This window comes from Thermogemmatispora onikobensis, from assembly GCF_001748285.1.
Taxonomy (GTDB): domain Bacteria; phylum Chloroflexota; class Ktedonobacteria; order Ktedonobacterales; family Ktedonobacteraceae; genus Thermogemmatispora; species Thermogemmatispora onikobensis.
Genome location: NZ_BDGT01000002.1, coordinates 15,243 through 33,446 on the forward strand (window position 1 = coordinate 15,243; position 18,204 = coordinate 33,446).

The window sequence follows — 18,204 nt, forward strand, 5'->3', positions numbered from 1 at the left end:
GTCCAGGGAGCCAGGACGCGCAGACCAAAGACCCCGACGCCCGACGGTGACAGGCTCCGGACGGGCTGGCATCCAGGTCAGACGGGCGACAGACAGCAAGCGCCAGGGCCGGTCACAGCAGCCGGTTGAGGAGATCGGCCACAATAAAGATGGCCAGGTCGAGGATCAGCAGAGCCAGCAAAGCAAAATCGATGTGGAGGGCCACAGAGGCCACTCCCTGCAAGAGGGCCTCGTTGAAGACGAGCAGGTGCGTATACCAGAGCAGCGCTAGCGTAATCCCGGCCAGGAGGAAGAGGCCCGTCAAGAGCCAGCGCGCGCCACGCCAGTCCTGGGAGCTGGGCCAAAGCTCAGCAGTAATGGTTAAAATCAGGTAAGGGGCGAAGAGGAGCGTCCACCAGGGCCAACCTGGCCGGATCAACTGCAGACGTACCTCCCAGATATTGTAGCCAGTGGCCACCCAGTAGAGAAAAATGATGGCCCCAATCCCTCCGATCAAAGGAGCGACGGCGCTCAAGCCATCGCCGATATGGCTGACCAGACGCCCTGGCGGGCGCACATATTGCACCTCGCCGAGCTGCAGCGCCTGGGGCATGCCACGCTGTAGCATACCGTACGCTCTTTCCTGCACTAGTGGTCTGATGCGGAAAAGCGTGATTTTGGTAATGCGGAAGCCAAAGGGGCGGAAGAGCAGGACCACAAAGGCGTGGCAAAGCTCATGCAAGATGACGCCGGGGGCATTCATCCAAAACCAGATCAACAGGCCCCGCTCGCCGAACAAGCGATAGCCGATACGATCGACGCGATGGCGCAGAGCGCGGCAGGTCAGGCGGAGCAGGATAAAGAGCGCGAAAACACCGGCGATCAACAGCCAGGGTTCATAGGGCTTAATCTGAGCAGTCAGGGCAGGGTCCATGAGCATAGCCTCAGCGACAGTCGACAGCGCGACGGCCTCTCATCTTATCACTATTGTAGAGAAGGATCTGGACGAGCGTCAATAGGGCCACGTTTTTCCGGAATCAGCGACTTATCTCATCGGCTTCCGTCTCAAACTCCTCGTGCCCATATTCTTCCTCTGGCTCCTCCTGCAGGCAAGTAGCGGCAGCAGGGTGACGGCGCTCGTAGAAGAAGCCCCAGAGAGCGAAGAGCAAGATAGCCAGAGACAACAAATAGATCACGCGATCGATACCGAGCAGATCGGCTGCCGCGCCAGTCAGCAGAATCACCGGGATTGTTCCGGCATTATAGAGCATCAACTGCAGGGCCAGCACACGGCCCTTAATCCACTCAGGTGTCTCCTCCTGAACACGGGTCTGAGCGGGGATATTAATGCAGTCCAGGGCGATGCCGCCCAAGAACATAATCAGCGCGGCGCTGCCCAGGAAGAGCGGATGAGTATTCCAACCCACCGGCTGCAGGCTGCGGGCAATAAGTGTCAATAGTGGCAGGAGCAGAATGATCAAAGCGAAGCCCAGGCAGCCTAGAAGAATCGAGCGAGAGATCCCGAGGCGGCGCGTGATGCGGGGCATAAAGAGCGAACCCAGCACCAGGCCGATGCCGGCGGGAGCGAAGACAAAGGCCAGGGTGTCGGCTGGCAGCAGGAAGAGCCGTGTCACCAAAGCCGTGGCCAGCTCAGCCACCAGAGCCAGCAAGATACCGGCGAACGACAGCTGCACCACTGCCAGCAGCAAGGGTTTATTCTGGCGGATAAAGAGCCAGCCCTGGCGCATTTCGCTGCCGATATTGCCGAACAGGCTCAGCGACTGCGTAGCCAGGTCCTCGCCGGAAGCAGCCGGGCGGTGCGGAGCGTGCTGTTCGAAAGCGCGGGGAGGGATCAGCAAGATCAGGCCCGCGCAGAGCAGGTAGAGCAGCCCGATCAAGAAATAGAGCGTCTCCACAGGCTGCACTGTCAACGAAAAGAGCTGCAAGGTGGGGAGCAGGCTCAGCACCAGGGGGGCGAAAATAATCATCCCCAGGGCCATCGACGTCATAAACGTGATATTGAAGAGCGCCAGGGCGGGCATCAGCTCGTCCTCATCGACCAGCAGAGGGATTGTCGAACTCTCGGCGGGCGTAAAGAACTGGCCGATACTCGAGATCAAGAAGGTCAGCAAGTAGGCGGGGATCAGCTGTCTGGCATCGATCAGCAGTGAGATCACGAAACCGAAGCTCGCGATCGCGCGCAGGCAATTACTGCCCCAAAGAATCAGCCGTTTGTCCAAGCGGTCGACAAAGACGCCGGCGGGGGCACTGAAGAGCAAAGCGGGCAAGCTGAAGCTGATAATCGCCACACCCACCAGCGTCGTCGACCCCGTGACCTCCTCAACGAGCACCATGATAGCGTAATTGGAGGCGTTGAGGATAGTCATCGAGATCAACTGAGCGAGCCAGAGGTAGACAAAGTTCTTCTTCCTGAGAAGTGTCTTGAAGCCTCCCCCTTGCTTGGACCTGGCAACATCCATAGCATCTCTCCCAAGTGTGCTAGCTTCGAAGTGGACAAGGAGCAACGACCACGGTCAGGCGCGCAGCCGTGGCCATCCGCAGACCCGAGCCGGTGGTGTTCTGGCTCCAACCCTGGGCCGAAGCTGGGGCTAGAGCCTGGGCCGCTCGTCTGTCTCTTCGGGTTCTGGTTCTGGAGCGTACTGGCCCTCTCTCCATCGGTCAGGGCTGGAAAGTTGGCGGCGTCTGCGGATCGTCATTCGGCGGAGTCAAGGGCGGCAGCCGCTCTTTAGTGCGCCGCTCCACCTCCGAGCGGGGCAACAATACGCGCCGTCCGCACGTCTCACAGCGCAGGCCGATATCGGCGCCCAGGCGCACCACCTGCCAGGTTGACCCGCCGCAGGGATGCGGCTTACGCAGGCGCAAGCGGTCCCCAAGCTCAAGATGCATGGGCATCCTGGACATAGCTGGACCTCCCCTCTGCTGGTTCACGCGGCACCGACTCGCGATAGAGCTGGTGCTGTGCAATATACGCCTCGACACTCTCTGGTGTTTGGTACTTGATCGGGCGCCTCTCCGCCACCCGCCGACGCAGGTCGCTTGCCGAGATAGAGAGGTAGGGTGCATTGACCACGCGGAGCCGTTCGCGTATGCCTGGAAGGCGCTCTTCTAGAGCTGTGACCAGCTCCTGGGGCGGGCGATAACCGGGGCGGCCTACCGCCACTAAGCAATCGAGCTGCGCCAGCACGCCAGCGGCGTTGTACCAACTGGTGAACTCGGCCAGGCTATCGGCGCCCAGGATAAAAGCCAGGTAGACCGGTTGTGCGCCCCAGCGCTCGCGCAGCAGGCGCAGGGTATCCACCGTATAAGAAGGGCCTGGCCGCTCGATCTCGATCTCGCAGAGAGAGAAAGCGGGATTCGACGCGATGGCCAGTCGCAGCATAGCGAGGCGATGCTCCGCAGGAGTCACCGGGCGGCCCGGCTTATGGGGCGGCTGACCAGCGGGGATAAACGCTACCTCACTGAGCGCCAGCGTTGCCCGCACTTCCTCGGCGATCACCAAATGCCCGTAGTGAATCGGGTCGAAGGTCCCTCCCAGCAGGCCGATGCGCCTCACAGCTGGCGTCTCTCCCATAGGCGAAAACAACTCCTCTCAGCAAGAATTGTAGGCGGCGCGTCCACCCGACCACCCGACCGGGCTGAGCTGCTAAATGGCGCCGGCAGACTCCTTGACCGTCAGCTCGGCCTCTGCAAAGGCGTTGCGTAGGGAGTGCAGGGCGTCGGCAATCACGCCGCTCTGGCCGTGGACGATCCAGAAGCGTACCGTCAGGGTCACTGTCTCGCGCGTATAGCCACTAATGGTGGCCACTGGCTCTGGCTTGGGGATAATCTCATCAATTTCGCGCAGGATACTCAGAATCCGTGCGGGCGTCTGCTCACGATCGTACTGCTCCTGGGGCAGCGTCATCGTCAGAGTCACGCGGCGTTCGCCATAAAAAGTATTGTTGATGACGGTGGTGCTAAAAAGCCGTGCATTTGGAATCGTCACTTCCTCGCCGCTGACCAGACGGACCTTCGTCGCGCGCAGCTGCACCTCTTCGACGCGCCCTGTCAGGGTACCGGCGGTTCCTCCCTCGATGCTGATCTCATCCCCGATATGGAAAGGGCGCTCGACCAGGATATAGAAACCGGCCACGAGGTCCTTGAGAATATCCTGGATCGCAAAAGTAAAGGCCACCGTGAGGGTGCCCAGAATTGCCAGCGGTGTCTCGATCGAGAGGTGCCAGAGGGCGAGAATCCAGAAGACGGCAATGCCCAGCACCACGAAACTCAGCATGCGCCCGATCAGCGTCCGCGTGTTGATGTCGATGCGGTTCTCTGCCAGATTGCGGATAGTGATCTTGCTTACCGTGCGACCGATACCGATGCCGAGCACCAGAATGACGGCGCTCAGAATGACGGTCCAGACATCGCCCATATAGTTGGCCAGCTTCTCTATTGCCAGGTTGCCTGCGAAGCTATGCCACAGCAGCTGCAGATTACTGATGCTCCAGATGCTAATGACCACCACCACCCCAAGGGCGAGCAGGAGCAAAATGAGCATCACGCCCAGGGTCTCGACCAGCCAGGCATCCAGCACGGTCTGGCGCAGGCGCCTAACGAGCAAACGACGTAAAAAAAAGCCCGCTGCTCCCGCTATGAGGAGAGTCAGGATCGAGTAGATAAGCTGTTGCACCTGGATTCCCATTGCAAACCCGCGTCCGGCTCTTTGCGTTCCCTGAAAAGAGCGTGTGATGTGTATTACTTCGTCGCAAATTATATCATACTCTTCCCGGCTGGCAGCAGGCAGTGCTTTGACCAGGGGCAGAGGCTGTCTGGCAGGGGCTGCGCTGAAGCTGGCAGAGAGAAGCCACCGGCCTGCAGGAGGGCGCTCAGGGTACAGAGCGGGAAGCCCACAACATTGAGGTAGCAGCCGGCAATGCGCTCGGGCAGCTGAAAGGCCGGGTTCTGAATGCCATAGGCGCCAGCCTTATCAAGTGGGTCGCCGCTGGCAATATAGGCCTCGATCTCCTCATCGCTGTAGGCGCGCATCAAGACTGGAGTCACGCACTGACTGCTCCTGATCAGAGCCTGCCTCTGGCCATTGCGACCGCCTGACTCGCCGGTCTCATCTTCGCTCAGCGGGAAGGCCACGGCCACCCCTGTAATGACCTGGTGCCAGCGTCCACGCAGCCGGCGCAGGATCTCTCGGGCGTGGGCGGCATCGCGTGGCTTCCCCTGCGAGATCCCATCGAGGATGACCGTGGTATCGGCGGTCACCACGAGGCAGCCTGCGGCCTCGGGCAAGGCCAGAGCGGCCTCTGCCTTCTGCTCGGCCAACCAGCGCCCTAGCTCTTCGGCGGGACCCTTGTAGCTCGCCTCCAGTCGCTCTTCATCGAGTGGAGACACCGCTACCTTGAAAGGCCGGCCCAGCCGGGCTATCAGCTGGCGTCGGCGGGGTGAAGCCGATGCCAGTAACAAGACTGGGAGCCGCTGGCTACTCTCACTGCTTCTCTTGTCGTTCATGCCTGCCTCTCCAGGATTGCGATACATTCAATATGGCTCGTCTGAGGGAACATGTCCAGTGGCTGGACCGAGAGAAGCCGGTAGGCGGTCTGGCGCCGGCAAAGGATCTGCACATCACGGGCCAGCGTCGACGGGTCGCAGGAGACATAGACGATCCGCCTCACCGGGTGCTGCAGAAGTGCCTCCAGGACCACCTCCTGGCAGCCAGCGCGCGGCGGATCAAGAACCAGGCCATCGACTTGGCCGGCCAGGGTGGGCAGGAGCTGCTCCACCTTGCCTTTCAGAATCTCAACATTGTTGACATGACGCAGATTCCACTGGGCATCCTGAATGGCGCTGGGCGACTCCTCGATGGCGTAGACTCTGGCGGCATAGCGTGCCAAAAGCAGCGCGAAGGTGCCCACGCCACAGTAGGCATCGGCCAGGACTGGTCGGCGCTCAGGCTCAGTCTCTGCGGGCAAGGTCTGACTTTGCCCGCGCCCGCCCGAGGAGGTGCCAGGGCTGGCAGCAGTCTTCTCCTGAAGCAGGCCCTCGATGACCAGACGCGCCATCTTTTCGGCCTGGGCCGTGTTAGTCTGGAAAAACGAGCTGGGACGAATGCGGAAGATCTCGCCAGCCAGACGCTCCTCGATGGCCTCGGTATGGATCTCGAGGCCGGCCTGGCTCAGCTCCTCAGCAACCTCCGGCGCCGGAGCCGGCTGAATAAGCACCTGGCCTGTGGCGGCACCACAGCGTACCAGGACCTGGGGACGTGGATTGACGTGACGCGCCAACACTCCCAGAACGCTGTTAATCCGCTCATGAGCAATTGGACACGTGCTTAGTGGCAGCACGCGATGGCTGCCGCGCGCCGTCAGTCCCGGCTGGCCCTCGCGATTGACCGAAAAGCGCATGTGATTGCGATAGTGCCAGGGAACATCACACGGCTCCGTCGCCCGCACAAGCTCATCCGACTCCGACGCCCCAAAGCCGGCGATCTCGCGCAGCAAAGAAACAACCACCTCACGCTTCCAGGCCAGCTGAGCATCGTAGTGCATATGTTGTAGCTGGCAGCCGCCGCAGGTACCAAAGACCGGGCAGGGAGCGGGCACCCGCACAGGAGAGGCTTCATGAATAGCGCTGATCCAGACGCGCGGTGGCACGTGGCGGCGAGCGCGTCGCCGACGGACCGAAGGTGTCAGCTCTTCAACAGCGATCGTCACGCGCTCGCCTGGCAGGCCGGCGGGTACCTCCACTACCCGAGGCTGGCGGCTGGCGACCTCACCTGGCTCGCTCAGACGCTCGCCAGGAATCTCTGCCTGGGCCAGACCGCTGCGCGCCAGTGGACCCAGAGTTACCGTGTGATAGGTCAGTGAACGCTCTCCCTCCATCATCGCTGTTTCCTGCGCTCGTTCAAAAGCTCACGGGCGGCCTGCACGCTGGGCAGGCGCTGATCGATCTGCTCAGCCTCTTCTAGCAAGCGTTGCGCCTGGCGCAGATCGCCCTGCTCGGCGAGCACCATCGCCAGCAGCGCGCGCAGATGGGCCGACTGAGGAAGCTGCTTCAGGCCCTCCTCTAGCACCGCACGTGCCTCGCCGAACTGCTGTTCCTCGACAGCCAGGTCTACCAGCTCGCTGTAGGCTTGTAGTTCGGCAGGATTGTAGCGGAGAGCATGTCGCAGGCTCTCGCGGGCTTCCGCTCGCCGGCCAAGGGCCCGCTGGGTATGGCTCAGGGCCAGCCAGATCCCGGGGTAATCGGGGCTGAGCGAGGCGGCCCGTTCGTAGTGCTGTAAAGCCTGCGGCTGGTCGCCGCGTGCACTGGCGATCGTCCCCAGTACCGCCTCAATGATGGTCTCCTCGGCGCGATTGGGATTGAGCGCTCGCGCCTGGGCCAGCAGCTGTTCCGCCTCCTGCAAAACTTCTGGTGGAGGGAGTGGAGCCGCGGTATGCTGCAGCTTCATCTGGGCCAGGAGCGCATAGCCAAGGGCTGTCGGACGCAGGGCCAGCGACTCCTGCATATGCTGCTCGGCCAGCTCGTCGAAGCGGCGACTCCGCTCCTTCAAGCCCTGCTGCTCGAAAAGAGTAGCCAGACTATCCTCGGTCATCGCCAGCTCGCGCAAGGCATCGGCACGGCGGCCCGGGAAGCGCTGCGCCAGCCGCTCCAGATAGACTATCGCTCGCTCACCATTACGGAGAGTGGCGGCATGGTTGTAGGCATTTTCGACAAGCTGCTGGTCGAGCGGGAGGCGCACCAGCAGAGCATCCTCATAGTGCATAGCCTGGGTCAGGCGGCGTGTCACCTCTTCGAGCAGCGCCTGCGGATCGGGCCGGTCCAGCAGGGAAATGCTCTTCAGCAGAGCCTCGCGCTGCTGCACTGAAATCTCGCGCACGCGCTCATCGTGCTCCTTAATGCGCTGTTGCAAGTCAGGGATCGGCAGACCCTGAGCGCGGGCCCCCTCATCGGTCATCGAATGAATGCGCCAGACCTCATCTTGGCGCTGCAGTGTATAGCTTGTCCAGAACCAATGGCGGCCTGTTTCCTTATTGACCGCCGTGCCCATTGCCATTTCTGGCAAAGTGCCGCTCAGGGGCGTCTCGCTCAACTCCAATGACCAGCCGATCTCAACCAGCTTGCGCGGGCCACGACTGGAGAGGGTACTGCCTGGCAGCCAGAGACCGCTTTGCGGCTGCTCACTTTCGGTCACGAAGCTGACCGTCAGGCGAGTGGGATGCGCCTCATTGGCCCACGCGCGGCGGCGTTCAATCCACTCCTCGCGGCTCAACCCCTCGCGCAAGGGACTCTGCGGCGTTAACAGATCATAGGCCAGCCCGAAGTCACCCAGCGACCAGGAGCCGATAAAGGTCAGAACCAGCTCTTCCGGGTCCAGGTCTGGCTGAATGAAGGTCAGGCCGCGATCGTGACCGGCCTCAGCCTCGGGAGCCTCCAGTATCAGCTGGCGGATCAGCGGCAGATGATAGCGATAACTTTCTGGCAACTCCTGCCCGCGCCAGCGGCTCACTGCCAGAGCCTCTTCCAGCAAGCGGCGCCCCTCGGCCAGCGTGCACTCCTGAAAGCGAACCTCCTCCAGCAGACCCCTCAGTTCGCTAAGGCGTGTCTCGATGCGGCGTTTACCTGCGCGCTCGACGATGCAATCGCGCACCCCTTGCTGCCAGAAATCCAGCTGCAAGGCGATCAGGCGCGCCTCGTCATAGTCGTAGCCCTCTTCCCAGCAGAGGAAGAGCTGAACCTCGCCCCGCTCGCGGGTCTCTGAGACCAACCCTTTCCAGAAGCGTGGAGGGAGAGCCTGGAAAGTCGTCGGCTGTTCGCGTGGAGGCTGCCATTGAGGATAAAGGCGGGCCCCTTCCAGACGAATCAGCGAGCGCCTGGCCTCCTTGCGACACTCCTTCTCGGGGCTGTAATGATAAAGAGCCTGCAAGAGATCGGCAGCATCCTGCCCGCTCCAGCGAGGCCCTTCTGCTGCAGAGGGAAGCCCTTGAAGCCCCTGCGGCTCCTGAGACCGCTCCCTTCCTGCAGATCCGAGTGATCCCTGTGCCAGCTCTCGCGACAAAGCGAGCTGGACGCTCACGGGAGCGGAGGTAATAGGTGCCAGCGCAGCCTCCACCTCCTGCTGACTCTGGCTGCTGCGGAGCTGTCTGGCCAGATCGGAGACCTGAGCGAGCAGGCTTTGGAGGCGGGCCTGATCCTCCGCAGAGGCCGGGCTGGCAATTTCTTTCTTCCGTGCCATATCAGTAGTACTCTGCTCCTCCCCTCGCGGCGACGTACCTCTGTCTCTGTTGGGAGGATTGTATCACGTCCGGGCGTGAGGCGTCGAGACCTCATCTACTGGCAGCCAGGCAGGCCATTCCGGCCCTGGCCACAGGAGGCGAGGCCGCAGGCAGCTGCTGACCTGGCTAGCCCGACAACCGTGACCGCCGCTGCAATGGCAGGGCTGATAACGAATCAACTGCCGGCAGGCTCGACAGCAGTCCCGCCCCCGCTGGTTGCAAAGCAGCCCGTCCGCTCAGAGCGGGCAGCGGGTGCTGCCCGGCCATCGCCGGCAACGGCTCGCTGGAAGCGGGGCGCTGGGCAGGATACTGCTCACGCTCAAGAGCCGCCTTCTGACGCAGGCGAGCCACCTGTAGCACAAAGAGCGGGAAGGCCGCGCAGTAGAAGTAAGACGAGAGACTGCGCCAGGCGAAGAAAAGCGGCACCGAGGCCAGGAAGAAAGCCGCCTCTGGTCGTGTGCGACAGATCTGCCAGTACCAGACCAGAGAAGCTACCATAGCCGTCAGCTCAAGAGCGAGGTAGACCTTTTCTGGGAGATAGGGAATCAGGTGCGTGGCGCTCAGATTAATAATCCCGACCCCGAGAGGGAACATCGGATCGTTGAGAGGGGCCAGGACGCCGGAGATAAAGGCTCCCGGGTTCCAGACAATAAACGGGAGATTCACCGCCAGGGCTGTCAAAGCGGCGATTCCCATGCGGCGCAAAGCCTCGCGCGGCTGGTAGAGACGCCAGGCCATAATCAGATAAAAAGGCGTCGAAAACCAGGCTGGTTGCTTTGTGGCGATGGCCAGGCCCAGCAAGAGAGCTGAGAGCCAGCCGCGCTCGCGCAGTAGCCAGGCGAGCAGCAGTAAGAGGCAGCAAAAAATATCGAGGTTCGCACCTACTGTGGAGGCCCACATGGGGACATTGGCCAGACCCAGCAGCAAAACCCAGGGGCGCAGCTCCTGACGAGCCAGGCGCCAGCCGATCGCCACGATCAGCAGATAACTCAGCAAATAGAGGGGGAGCACGTTCACATCGCGCAAGGGCGAGTGAAGCAGCACGAAAGGAATGAGAGTCAGAAAAGAGAGGGCGGGATAACTCACCTTGCCCTCGAACTCAGGAGCCTGACCGGTTTTGATCGCCGTGGCGAAAGCAGCCGCCAGCTCGGCATCCGAAGGATAGTCCAGGCGGTTGGCAAAGCGGCCCTGACGCAGCGGGGTGGTCCACTCGGGTTGGATCGCAAAGGTGCGCGCAATGCTCACAAAGTTCGAATCGCTATAGGGATTGCGCCCTGCCAGCAGGAGAGCAGCCGCGTTCGTGTCCAGGGTCGTGCCATCGTTGGAGAACTCGGGAGGGAGGAAGCACATCACGATACCGCGACCTAGCTCTATCACGCCTACCAGGCTTGTCAACAAGATAAGGATGAGAGCGATACGCTGCCAGCGGCGCGGGAAAGGCAGGCTCAGAGTCCGCGGCTGTGGCCGACGGGGTAAGGGGCGCAGGGCCATCAGCATAGCAGCGAAGCTGCCCAGAATCAACCCCAAAGGAATGAGCGAGCCGTAGGGGAGCAAGTAGGGTATATAGAGACGATGATCGATCTCGTTGAGCGCTTGCAGGATCAGGGCGATGCCGATCCAGACAGCGCGTTCCTGCAGGGCGCGGACCAGGTAGTTATCGGGGCTTTGATCCTCACTGAAGAAAAATCGTAACCAGCTACGCTTGGCTGTGGTGGTGGCCTGCGTGGCCTGCTGCTCGCACGCCTCCAGGGACGGGGGCAGTAGGGATGGCTGCACCATAGCGTTCCACTTCCCTCCTGATACTGATGTAGGGCAAGCCTGTTGTATACTCGTGCGCATGACAGGACCACTACCCAACTGGCACCGGGAACCTGTGGGAGACGGCCTGATCTGCTCTCGGGTCAGGCGCACTGGCCGTGCAACCGCACCAGTGAAGCCGGGACGGCCAGAGAGCGGGCGGGGTAGGGCTTCCTCTGATGTTTCCCCAGCCTGAGTCTTACAACGAAGAGGAAGAGCCGGGCGTCACAAATTGGCGTGGGGCTGCGGAGGCTGCTTCGTCTTGCAGAGATGGAAGGCGGGCCAGCGTATGGGCGGGCGGACACCAGGGAGTAGGTGGCGAAGAGCCGTCGTCAGTCTCGCTAGAGGGAAAGGCGATAATACAGCTCACGGTGCTGCAGCTGGAAGCCCAATGACTCATAGAGGCGAATCGCCGGCCTGTTCTCCTCCCAGACGTGCAGATCGAGTGCCTCCAACTGCTCCTGTTGGCGGGCAAAGTCGATAATATAATAGAGCAGGCGGCGAGCAAAACCGCGCTGCCGATATTCCGGCAGGACCACTACCCGGCGGATGTAGCCGGTGCGGCTTCCTTCACTGCCGTCGGCGGGGGGCAGCATCAGCTCGGCCTTGGCCACCGCTTGCCCCTCCAGCTCCCCAAGAAAAATCAAGCCCCGCTCATGTGTTGAAGGATCAACCGAGCCGAAATATTTCTCCAGCTCGCGATGAATGTTGCGTGTGGGCGAGGTACCGAAGCGGTCCAGGTATTCGATGCTCTGGATATCCTCCGCGCAGGCCAGGCGAATCGCAAAGGGGGCGGTGTGCTCCTCTACCATAGGCTGCTACTGATTACCGGTGATTACCGGCGTTGCTCTCGTGGGTTGATCCGGTTCGACTAGCGCTGGGCATGCCTGGCCTTTCTGCTCTGCCGTTCTCGCTCATCCTCTGTCTTCTTGCGTGGCAGCAGCAGAATAGAAACGAGAGCGTAGCCTGCGCACCCCAAGAGCATCAGGGCATAAATGACATCTTCAGTACTTGTGCGATTCGCCAATTGCCAGAGTCCCCACCACAGAAAAGCCGCAAATACAAGAAACAGCAACACCGTGCTGAGGATGGTCTTGCTCATAGCCTCACGATCCTTACATACTGGCCGGCTGGCTGATTGCCATCGCCTGGCATTGTCCCTGTACTGCTGCAGAAGCTGGCTGGAGCATGAGAACAGTACAGCTCACCCTGGGGCAAAGTCGTTGCCAGCGCTCCTGGCCTGTACCAGTGCAGAGTGGGCGGGTCTGCTGCCAGCCAGTGGCAAATACTCGCTAGTATTGTAGCATATCCGTCTAGCGTGCTGCCAGCGGCTCGCGCAGGTGGGCGGGTCTGGTCTCAAGAGCAAGAGAAAGAAGGAGAGAGGAGAGCTAACGACGGCTGGCCAGCAGGCGGAAAGCGCTCTCTTTTCCCTGGGCCAGGGCCAGGTGCACTCGTCCGCCAGTGAAAGCATCGCCACTGAAGAACAGCCCATAGGGGGCGCTTACCCTATGCAGGGCTTCTGCCTCCAGCAGCGTTCCTGGTTCCGGAAGGGCCAAAGGCCAGCGCTGGACGTCGTAGAAGTCCGCGGCTGGCAAGCGCTGGCCGAGCAGTGTCGAGACCAGGGTCGTCGTAGCTGTGGCCAGGGCCTGGTTATCCCAGGACCAATGGGCCCGGCTATAGTCGGGGGCGAGCTGAACGATGAGCAGCGTCCAGGCGGGTGGAACCCGCTCGGGACTCTTTTCCTCCTCGCGGGCCAGCCAGGAGATAGGATGAGCCTTATCGCTATTGACCAGGGCATAGTAAGGGGTAGGTGGGAGTGCGCTTCGGGGCCAGGCCAGGGCGACTGACAGCAGAGGCCGGTAGTGAACCTTGCCGAGCTCGGCGAGCAGGGCCTGCTGCAGCTCAGATGGCAGCTCGCTGGCGGCAATCAAGGCCGCTGCCTCTGGAGCAGGCAGCGTGACCAGCACGTTAGGGACCTCGGCCACAGCCTGATCGCTGGTGGAGAAGAGGCGCCAGCCTGGTCTGAGGTAGGCCAGACGTGCGATTTCACAGTGGGTATAGACCGTCAGCTCGCGCGCCATCAGCTCCCCCAGCGTCAGCAGCCCGTATCGATACGTCCAGCGTGGGAGGGCGTTCTGGCGTCGATCACCTTCGCGAATGCGGTTCTGGCTATCGAAGGTCCAGACTGGCTTGGCGATGGCCACCAGCTCGGAGGTAGCGAAGCGCTGGAGCAGCAGGGCGTCGCTGGCGGGCGCGTTGCCGTGGATATACTGGGCGCCGGGGTCGAAGCAAAAACCCGCGCGCACGCGCGTCGTTGCCCGGCCCCCTACGCGCTCCTCGCGCTCGTAGAGGATCACCTGCAGAGCGTGGTCGCGCAGCACATGGGCTGCTGCCAGGCCAGCGACACCCGCACCGATCACCGCCACCTCAGCGCTCCTCTGGTGCGCGTCCTCTCGCCGGCTCTCCATTCCTCTGCTTCACTCCTTCCCGCTAGCGGGCCTGGGCCTGAGAAGCGTCTCGGCTGGCTCTCTGCTCTGCGACCTCGCTGGTGCCGGCTGTCTGGCTCTCAACCTGGCGTAGCCAATTCTCCTTCCAGAGCTGGGAGCGAGCCAGCAGCTCCTCGGCGCTCTTGAGAGAGAACTCGCTCACGTTCCCGCCCATGATGTGAGCAAGCTCGCGCGCGCGCTGCTCGGGGCGCAGCTCGTTGACGATCGTGATCGTCCGCTCACCCAGCACCTGCTTATTCACATTGAAGTGCAAATCGGCGAAGGCTGCAATCTGGGGCAAATGGGTCACGCAGATCACCTGGTGATTGCGGGTCAGCATCCACAGCTTCTCGGCCACCACCTGGCCGCTACGTCCACTAATACCCGAATCGATCTCATCGAAGATCAGCGTTGGCGTCGCATCGGCCCGGGCCAGGATCGTCTTCAAAGCCAGCATCAGGCGGGAAGTCTCACCGCCCGAAGCGATCTTCGTCAGCGGTTTGAGAGGCTCGCCTGGATTAGGAGCGATCAGAAACTGGATGCGATCAATGCCGGTCGCGTCGCAGGCGTAGAGCGTCTCGGGTTGGCCGTCGATTGTAGCTGGCACGCCCTCGGGATCAGGCTCCTGAAGAATCTCCACCGCGAAGCGGGCCCGCTTCATATTCAAATCATCCAGCTGCTCCTCCATCGCGCTGGCCAGGCGAGCGGCGGCGGCGCGGCGGCGTGTTGACAGCTCCTGGGCGATGCGCCCGATCTCGCGGCGCAGCTGTTGGTCCTGCTGCTCCAGTCTGCGGATATGTTCCTCGCGATTGACAATGCGATCCAGCTCCTGGCGATCCTCCTCGGCGCGCCTGAGAATCTCCTCAATCGTCGCTCCATACTTTCGTTTCAAGCGAGCGATCAGATCGAGGCGCTCCTCGATTTCTGCCAGGCGGGCGGGATCATCCTCGATATCGGCCTCATAACTGCTAATCGCGGCGGCCACATCTTCCAGACGATAGATGGCCTCATCCAGGTTTGCCTCCTGCTCCGCGAGGCTCGTATCCAGGCGCGCCAGCTCATTGAGGGCGCGGGTGGCGCTGCGCAGCAGATCGAGGGCTGACTGTGTCAGGTCGCTGGCCAGCTCCGACCCTTTAATGGCCCCATAGGCCAGGGCGCACAGCTCGCGCATGCGTTCGGCATTGCTCAGGACCTTGCGCTCACGCTCCAGCTCCTCGATCTCGCCGGGCTGCAGCTCCGCCTTCTCAATTTCCTCGATCTCAAAGCGCAAGAACTCAGCGCGGCGGCTCTCATCGCGTTCCGCCTGCAGGAGCTGCTGCAGGCTCTTACGCACCTGGCGCCACTCGCTGACGCGGGCTGCCAGCTGTTCGCGCAGTGGTAGCAGCTCAGCGTAGCGATCAAGAAAGTTGACATGCTGGTCCGGGCGCAGCAGGCTTAGATGCTCGCTCTGGCCGTGGATATCGATCAGCCAGCTAGCCACCTGCTGCAGGACATGCTGAGAGACAGCGCGTCCGTTGATCCGAGAGACCGTACGTCCCGAGCGGAAAATATCGCGTGAGAGGATCAGCGTTCCTTCTTCAGGCTGGAGGCCATACTCTTGGAGCAAGCTGGCGAGAGCCAGGCGTGCATCGGCACTAGAAAGATCGGCGCGGAGGCGTTCCAGGCGCCGGCCCTCCTGGCTTTCGGCCTGCTCCAGGGCCTCATAGAGCGTATCGCCGACAGCAGCCGCTTCCTCCTCCCCCTCAGCCGTGCGGGCCAGGGGCTGGAAGCCATTGCCGCCGGGCGGCAGCAGCGTCTCCAGCGAAAAGACGCCCTCGACACTGGCGCGCTCGCAGCCGGCGCGCACATACTCTGCACCGATCTTTCCTCCCAGCAGGGCGCTAACGGCGTCGATGATGATAGACTTGCCGGCCCCTGTTTCGCCGGTAAAGACGTTGAAAAGTCGATGGAAAGTGAGATGCAGATTGTCGATGATAGCGAAATCCTTAATATTCAGTTCGAGCAACATGGCACTGCACAGGCAACTTTCTCAACGGATGAGCAAAGCGGGAGGCAACAGCGGGCCGGCGGATCGAACCGGCAGCCGGGCCGCCACCTGGCACCCGTTGCTGAAGGGAGCGCGGGCAAGCGCGCGCCTGGCATCGGGGGATAAGCGAGCGAGTGAGCGTACGAGCGATCCTACTCGTCATCTCGCAGCTTCGCATTGATGATCTGGTAAAAGTAAGTTGGCGGTCGGCGTCGCAGGAAGCGAGTCTCATATTGGCTTTTCTGGACAGTGACCATTGCGCCGTTGCGTACCTCACGGTTCAATTGGCCATCGGCAGAGAAGACACCATTTTGCGAGCCGGTCACGATTTGCAGGCGCACGCAGGCATCGGGGTGAAGAATCAGCGAGCGATCGGAAGCCAGATGGGGAGCGATGGGTGTCAAGACCATGCTCTGCACCTGGGGATGGAGCAGTGGCCCCCCGACAGCTAAATTATAGGCCGTTGAGCCGGTAGCTGTTGAGACAATCACCCCATCAGCATAGGTTGTACTATAAAAATGATCGTCGATCCAGATACCTACCTGCACCACGCGGGGCCAGGTGCCGCGTGCGATCACGATATCGTTGAGCGCCAGAAAGGTTTCGCTTTGTCCTTCCTGATCCAGGGTGGCGGTGAGCATAGTGCGTGTATCCACCCAGACCGAATCATCCTTCTCCAGATAGTGTACCAGCTCGTAGGGAAGATCGCGCGGCTCCAGTTCTGTCAGAAAGCCGACACGCCCGTACTTTACTCCCACGATTGGGATACCATCGGCAGCACACAGGCGCGCGGCGTGCAAAATCGTACCATCGCCGCCCAGCACGATGGCCAACTCGCAGCCCTGCAGCAGGCCCGCGGGGGTCTCCTCCCCCTCCTCGCGGATATCAACACTACGAACCTCGTAGCCGCGGCGGCGCAGAAACGGTTCGATCTGGGCAGCAGCCTCAGCGGTGTGCTGTTTGCGGCCCTGATAGAATATCGCGATGACCTTCACAGATGGCTCCAGTTCGTCCGGTTGCGTCGGGTCGGGTCGGGTCGGTCAGTCGGGGATGGCCCGGCACCCCCACGGATCTGCGGTTTGCCCCGCACTCCTGGATAGCTCGCCAGGCACGCCCCCTGGCGAGCAACCGCCTCGTGGTGTGGTGCACAGCTTCCAGCAGAAGCCGTTTGGCTTCTACCACAGCGGAGTGTCACACGGTAATGGTACGTCATCTAGATAGGCTTGTCAACCGTAGTGCAGCCAGGCTCGGAAGGGCAGAAGCCCCCTCCCGAGCCGCTTGAGAGCGAACAGACAGATTTTCTAGTTCGTTCGGTAGCCGTGGCGCTGGCGGCTGTTGTTGTCTGGCGGCAGGCCCGCGCTGAGTGACGTCAGGTTGACCGCCAGGGAATCGCTATGGGCCAGGGCCGCCCGTGGAAGCTGCTTCTCAATCGCCTGAATAAACGAGGCCTTGCAGACGCTGGCCGGTTGATCGTTAGTAGCCACGCAGATCCCTGCCGTCAAATAATTGGCCACGCCCAGGATGCTCTTCGAAATGGACGTGCTTGAATTAGTGATCTGAATCGCAATATCCTTCTGCGAGAGGCCGCTGAGCAACCCCGGGTCAACGGTCTGGCCTTGTGACATATAGATATTGGCGATGTCCAGGAAAGGGAAACCGCCGCTGGGATTGAGGGCGTTCACCAGCTGTTGCTGCTCCTGATTGGGGGTCTGCAGGGCCTGCTGATTGCGGTCTTCGACCTCTAGCGGCACAAAATCAATATAGGAGCTGGTATAGCTGCTGCCGTAGAAGGTGAAGGTCGCCGTATCAGGATAGACATCGCTACTCGAAGAGGTCGTCTCTGGGAGGGCGCTGAAGTGGCCAAAGCGGCTCAGAGCAATTACCAGCGACCAGCGTTCCGCGGCGCAATACGGGCAGAACTCTGCACCCCAGTAGAAGACCTCGGGCTTGCCGTGGGGGCCTACCAGACGATCGCGGTTCGTGACGGCCTTCAAGGGACTCTTCTGTCCACCGGTGCCGATTTGCGCCAGCAAATTGGAGTCGACGCTCGTCACCGTCTTCAGGACCTCGGGGTCGGTGCTGCCGCGTGCTCCAGAGCTGCTGTGCTGCTGAGAGAGGACAATGAAGCCTCCTATGATCGCCAGCACGACAATCAAGGCCCCGGCGACGATCAGCCAGCGTGTTCGTCCACTGACGCGCTGGCGTGTGTAGCGGCGCTGGGTCTGGCGGGCCGTGCTGCTCGGGCGGCTGCTCGCTTCCGTGCGCGTGGTAGTACGCACTGTGGCGGTGCTTACGCTCTTGGGAGAGGTGCCCGCTGTGCTCGTCGAACTCGAAGAAGGGGTCCTGCTCTGGGCTCCCCCTGCCGGTGCGCCACCGGCGCCCTGCGGACTGCGGCTCTGCAGCTGGGCCTGCGCCTGAATCTGCGCCCGTCGCTGGACTGCAGAGGAGCCGCTGCCGCTGTTTTTCTTGCGCTTTTTGGCCATGCTATTCGTTTCCCATTTAGGAATTGTTGAACCAGGTGACTTGAGGAATCGTTTGGCTGCCGGGTATCGCCAGTTATTATAGCACGGGTCCTTTGAATGGAACAGGGCAGGAGTGCGGAGCGAGCATGCAGGGCTGGCCGCCGGGT

The 18,204-nt window shown here is 61.7% G+C and carries 15 protein-coding genes; all 15 read right to left on the reverse strand.

Annotated elements, in window-relative coordinates; all coding sequences use genetic code 11:
- Nucleotides 1-112 precede the first annotated feature (112 nt).
- Nucleotides 113-913, reverse strand: coding sequence for a hypothetical protein (locus BGC09_RS01125; RefSeq protein WP_141727577.1), 801 nt, complete (start codon nucleotides 911-913; stop codon nucleotides 113-115).
- 103 nt (nucleotides 914-1,016) lie between these two features.
- Nucleotides 1,017-2,459 carry an MFS transporter gene (locus tag BGC09_RS01130; protein ID WP_069801365.1) on the reverse strand — a complete coding sequence of 481 codons (1,443 nt, stop codon included), beginning with the start codon at nucleotides 2,457-2,459 and terminating at the stop codon, nucleotides 1,017-1,019.
- A 199-nt stretch (nucleotides 2,460-2,658) separates the two neighbouring features.
- Nucleotides 2,659-2,892, reverse strand: coding sequence for a DUF951 domain-containing protein (locus tag BGC09_RS01135; protein ID WP_069801366.1), 234 nt, complete (start codon nucleotides 2,890-2,892; stop codon nucleotides 2,659-2,661).
- Nucleotides 2,876-3,571: a nicotinate-nucleotide adenylyltransferase gene (gene nadD, locus BGC09_RS01140; RefSeq protein ID WP_069801367.1), complete on the reverse strand. Its 696-nt coding sequence runs from the start codon at nucleotides 3,569-3,571 to the stop codon at nucleotides 2,876-2,878. Before nadD ends, BGC09_RS01135 begins: the two co-directional genes overlap by 17 nt.
- Nucleotides 3,572-3,643: 72 nt before the next feature.
- Nucleotides 3,644-4,672 (reverse strand): mechanosensitive ion channel family protein, encoded by a 1,029-nt coding sequence (locus tag BGC09_RS01145; protein WP_176728812.1) that lies wholly within the window; start codon nucleotides 4,670-4,672, stop codon nucleotides 3,644-3,646.
- Between the two features lie 80 nt (nucleotides 4,673-4,752).
- A complete protein-coding gene (locus BGC09_RS01150; protein WP_069801369.1) occupies nucleotides 4,753-5,502 on the reverse strand; it encodes a Maf family protein in 750 nt (249 codons plus the stop codon).
- Nucleotides 5,499-6,875 (reverse strand): class I SAM-dependent RNA methyltransferase, encoded by a 1,377-nt coding sequence (locus BGC09_RS01155; RefSeq protein ID WP_084657817.1) that lies wholly within the window; start codon nucleotides 6,873-6,875, stop codon nucleotides 5,499-5,501. Before BGC09_RS01155 ends, BGC09_RS01150 begins: the two co-directional genes overlap by 4 nt.
- Nucleotides 6,872-9,226 (reverse strand): tetratricopeptide repeat protein, encoded by a 2,355-nt coding sequence (locus BGC09_RS01160; protein WP_069801371.1) that lies wholly within the window; start codon nucleotides 9,224-9,226, stop codon nucleotides 6,872-6,874. Before BGC09_RS01160 ends, BGC09_RS01155 begins: the two co-directional genes overlap by 4 nt.
- 166 nt (nucleotides 9,227-9,392) lie before the next feature.
- On the reverse strand, nucleotides 9,393-11,045 hold the full coding sequence (locus BGC09_RS01165) for a glycosyltransferase 87 family protein (protein WP_069801372.1): 1,653 nt from the start codon (nucleotides 11,043-11,045) through the stop codon (nucleotides 9,393-9,395).
- A 359-nt stretch (nucleotides 11,046-11,404) separates the two neighbouring features.
- Complete coding sequence (locus tag BGC09_RS01170) at nucleotides 11,405-11,875, reverse strand: GNAT family N-acetyltransferase (RefSeq protein WP_069801373.1); 471 nt, start codon at nucleotides 11,873-11,875, stop codon at nucleotides 11,405-11,407.
- 59 nt (nucleotides 11,876-11,934) lie between these two features.
- Nucleotides 11,935-12,165, reverse strand: coding sequence for a hypothetical protein (locus tag BGC09_RS01175; protein ID WP_069801374.1), 231 nt, complete (start codon nucleotides 12,163-12,165; stop codon nucleotides 11,935-11,937).
- Between the two features lie 286 nt (nucleotides 12,166-12,451).
- Nucleotides 12,452-13,531 carry an NAD(P)/FAD-dependent oxidoreductase gene (locus BGC09_RS01180; RefSeq protein ID WP_069801375.1) on the reverse strand — a complete coding sequence of 360 codons (1,080 nt, stop codon included), beginning with the start codon at nucleotides 13,529-13,531 and terminating at the stop codon, nucleotides 12,452-12,454.
- A gap of 22 nt (nucleotides 13,532-13,553) precedes the next feature.
- Complete coding sequence (recN, locus tag BGC09_RS01185) at nucleotides 13,554-15,557, reverse strand: DNA repair protein RecN (protein WP_069801376.1); 2,004 nt, start codon at nucleotides 15,555-15,557, stop codon at nucleotides 13,554-13,556.
- Between the two features lie 170 nt (nucleotides 15,558-15,727).
- Nucleotides 15,728-16,570, reverse strand: coding sequence for an NAD(+)/NADH kinase (locus BGC09_RS01190; protein WP_069801377.1), 843 nt, complete (start codon nucleotides 16,568-16,570; stop codon nucleotides 15,728-15,730).
- Nucleotides 16,571-16,876: 306 nt separating this feature from the next.
- Nucleotides 16,877-18,058: a DUF929 family protein gene (locus BGC09_RS01195; RefSeq protein WP_069801378.1), complete on the reverse strand. Its 1,182-nt coding sequence runs from the start codon at nucleotides 18,056-18,058 to the stop codon at nucleotides 16,877-16,879.
- Nucleotides 18,059-18,204 lie beyond the last annotated feature (146 nt).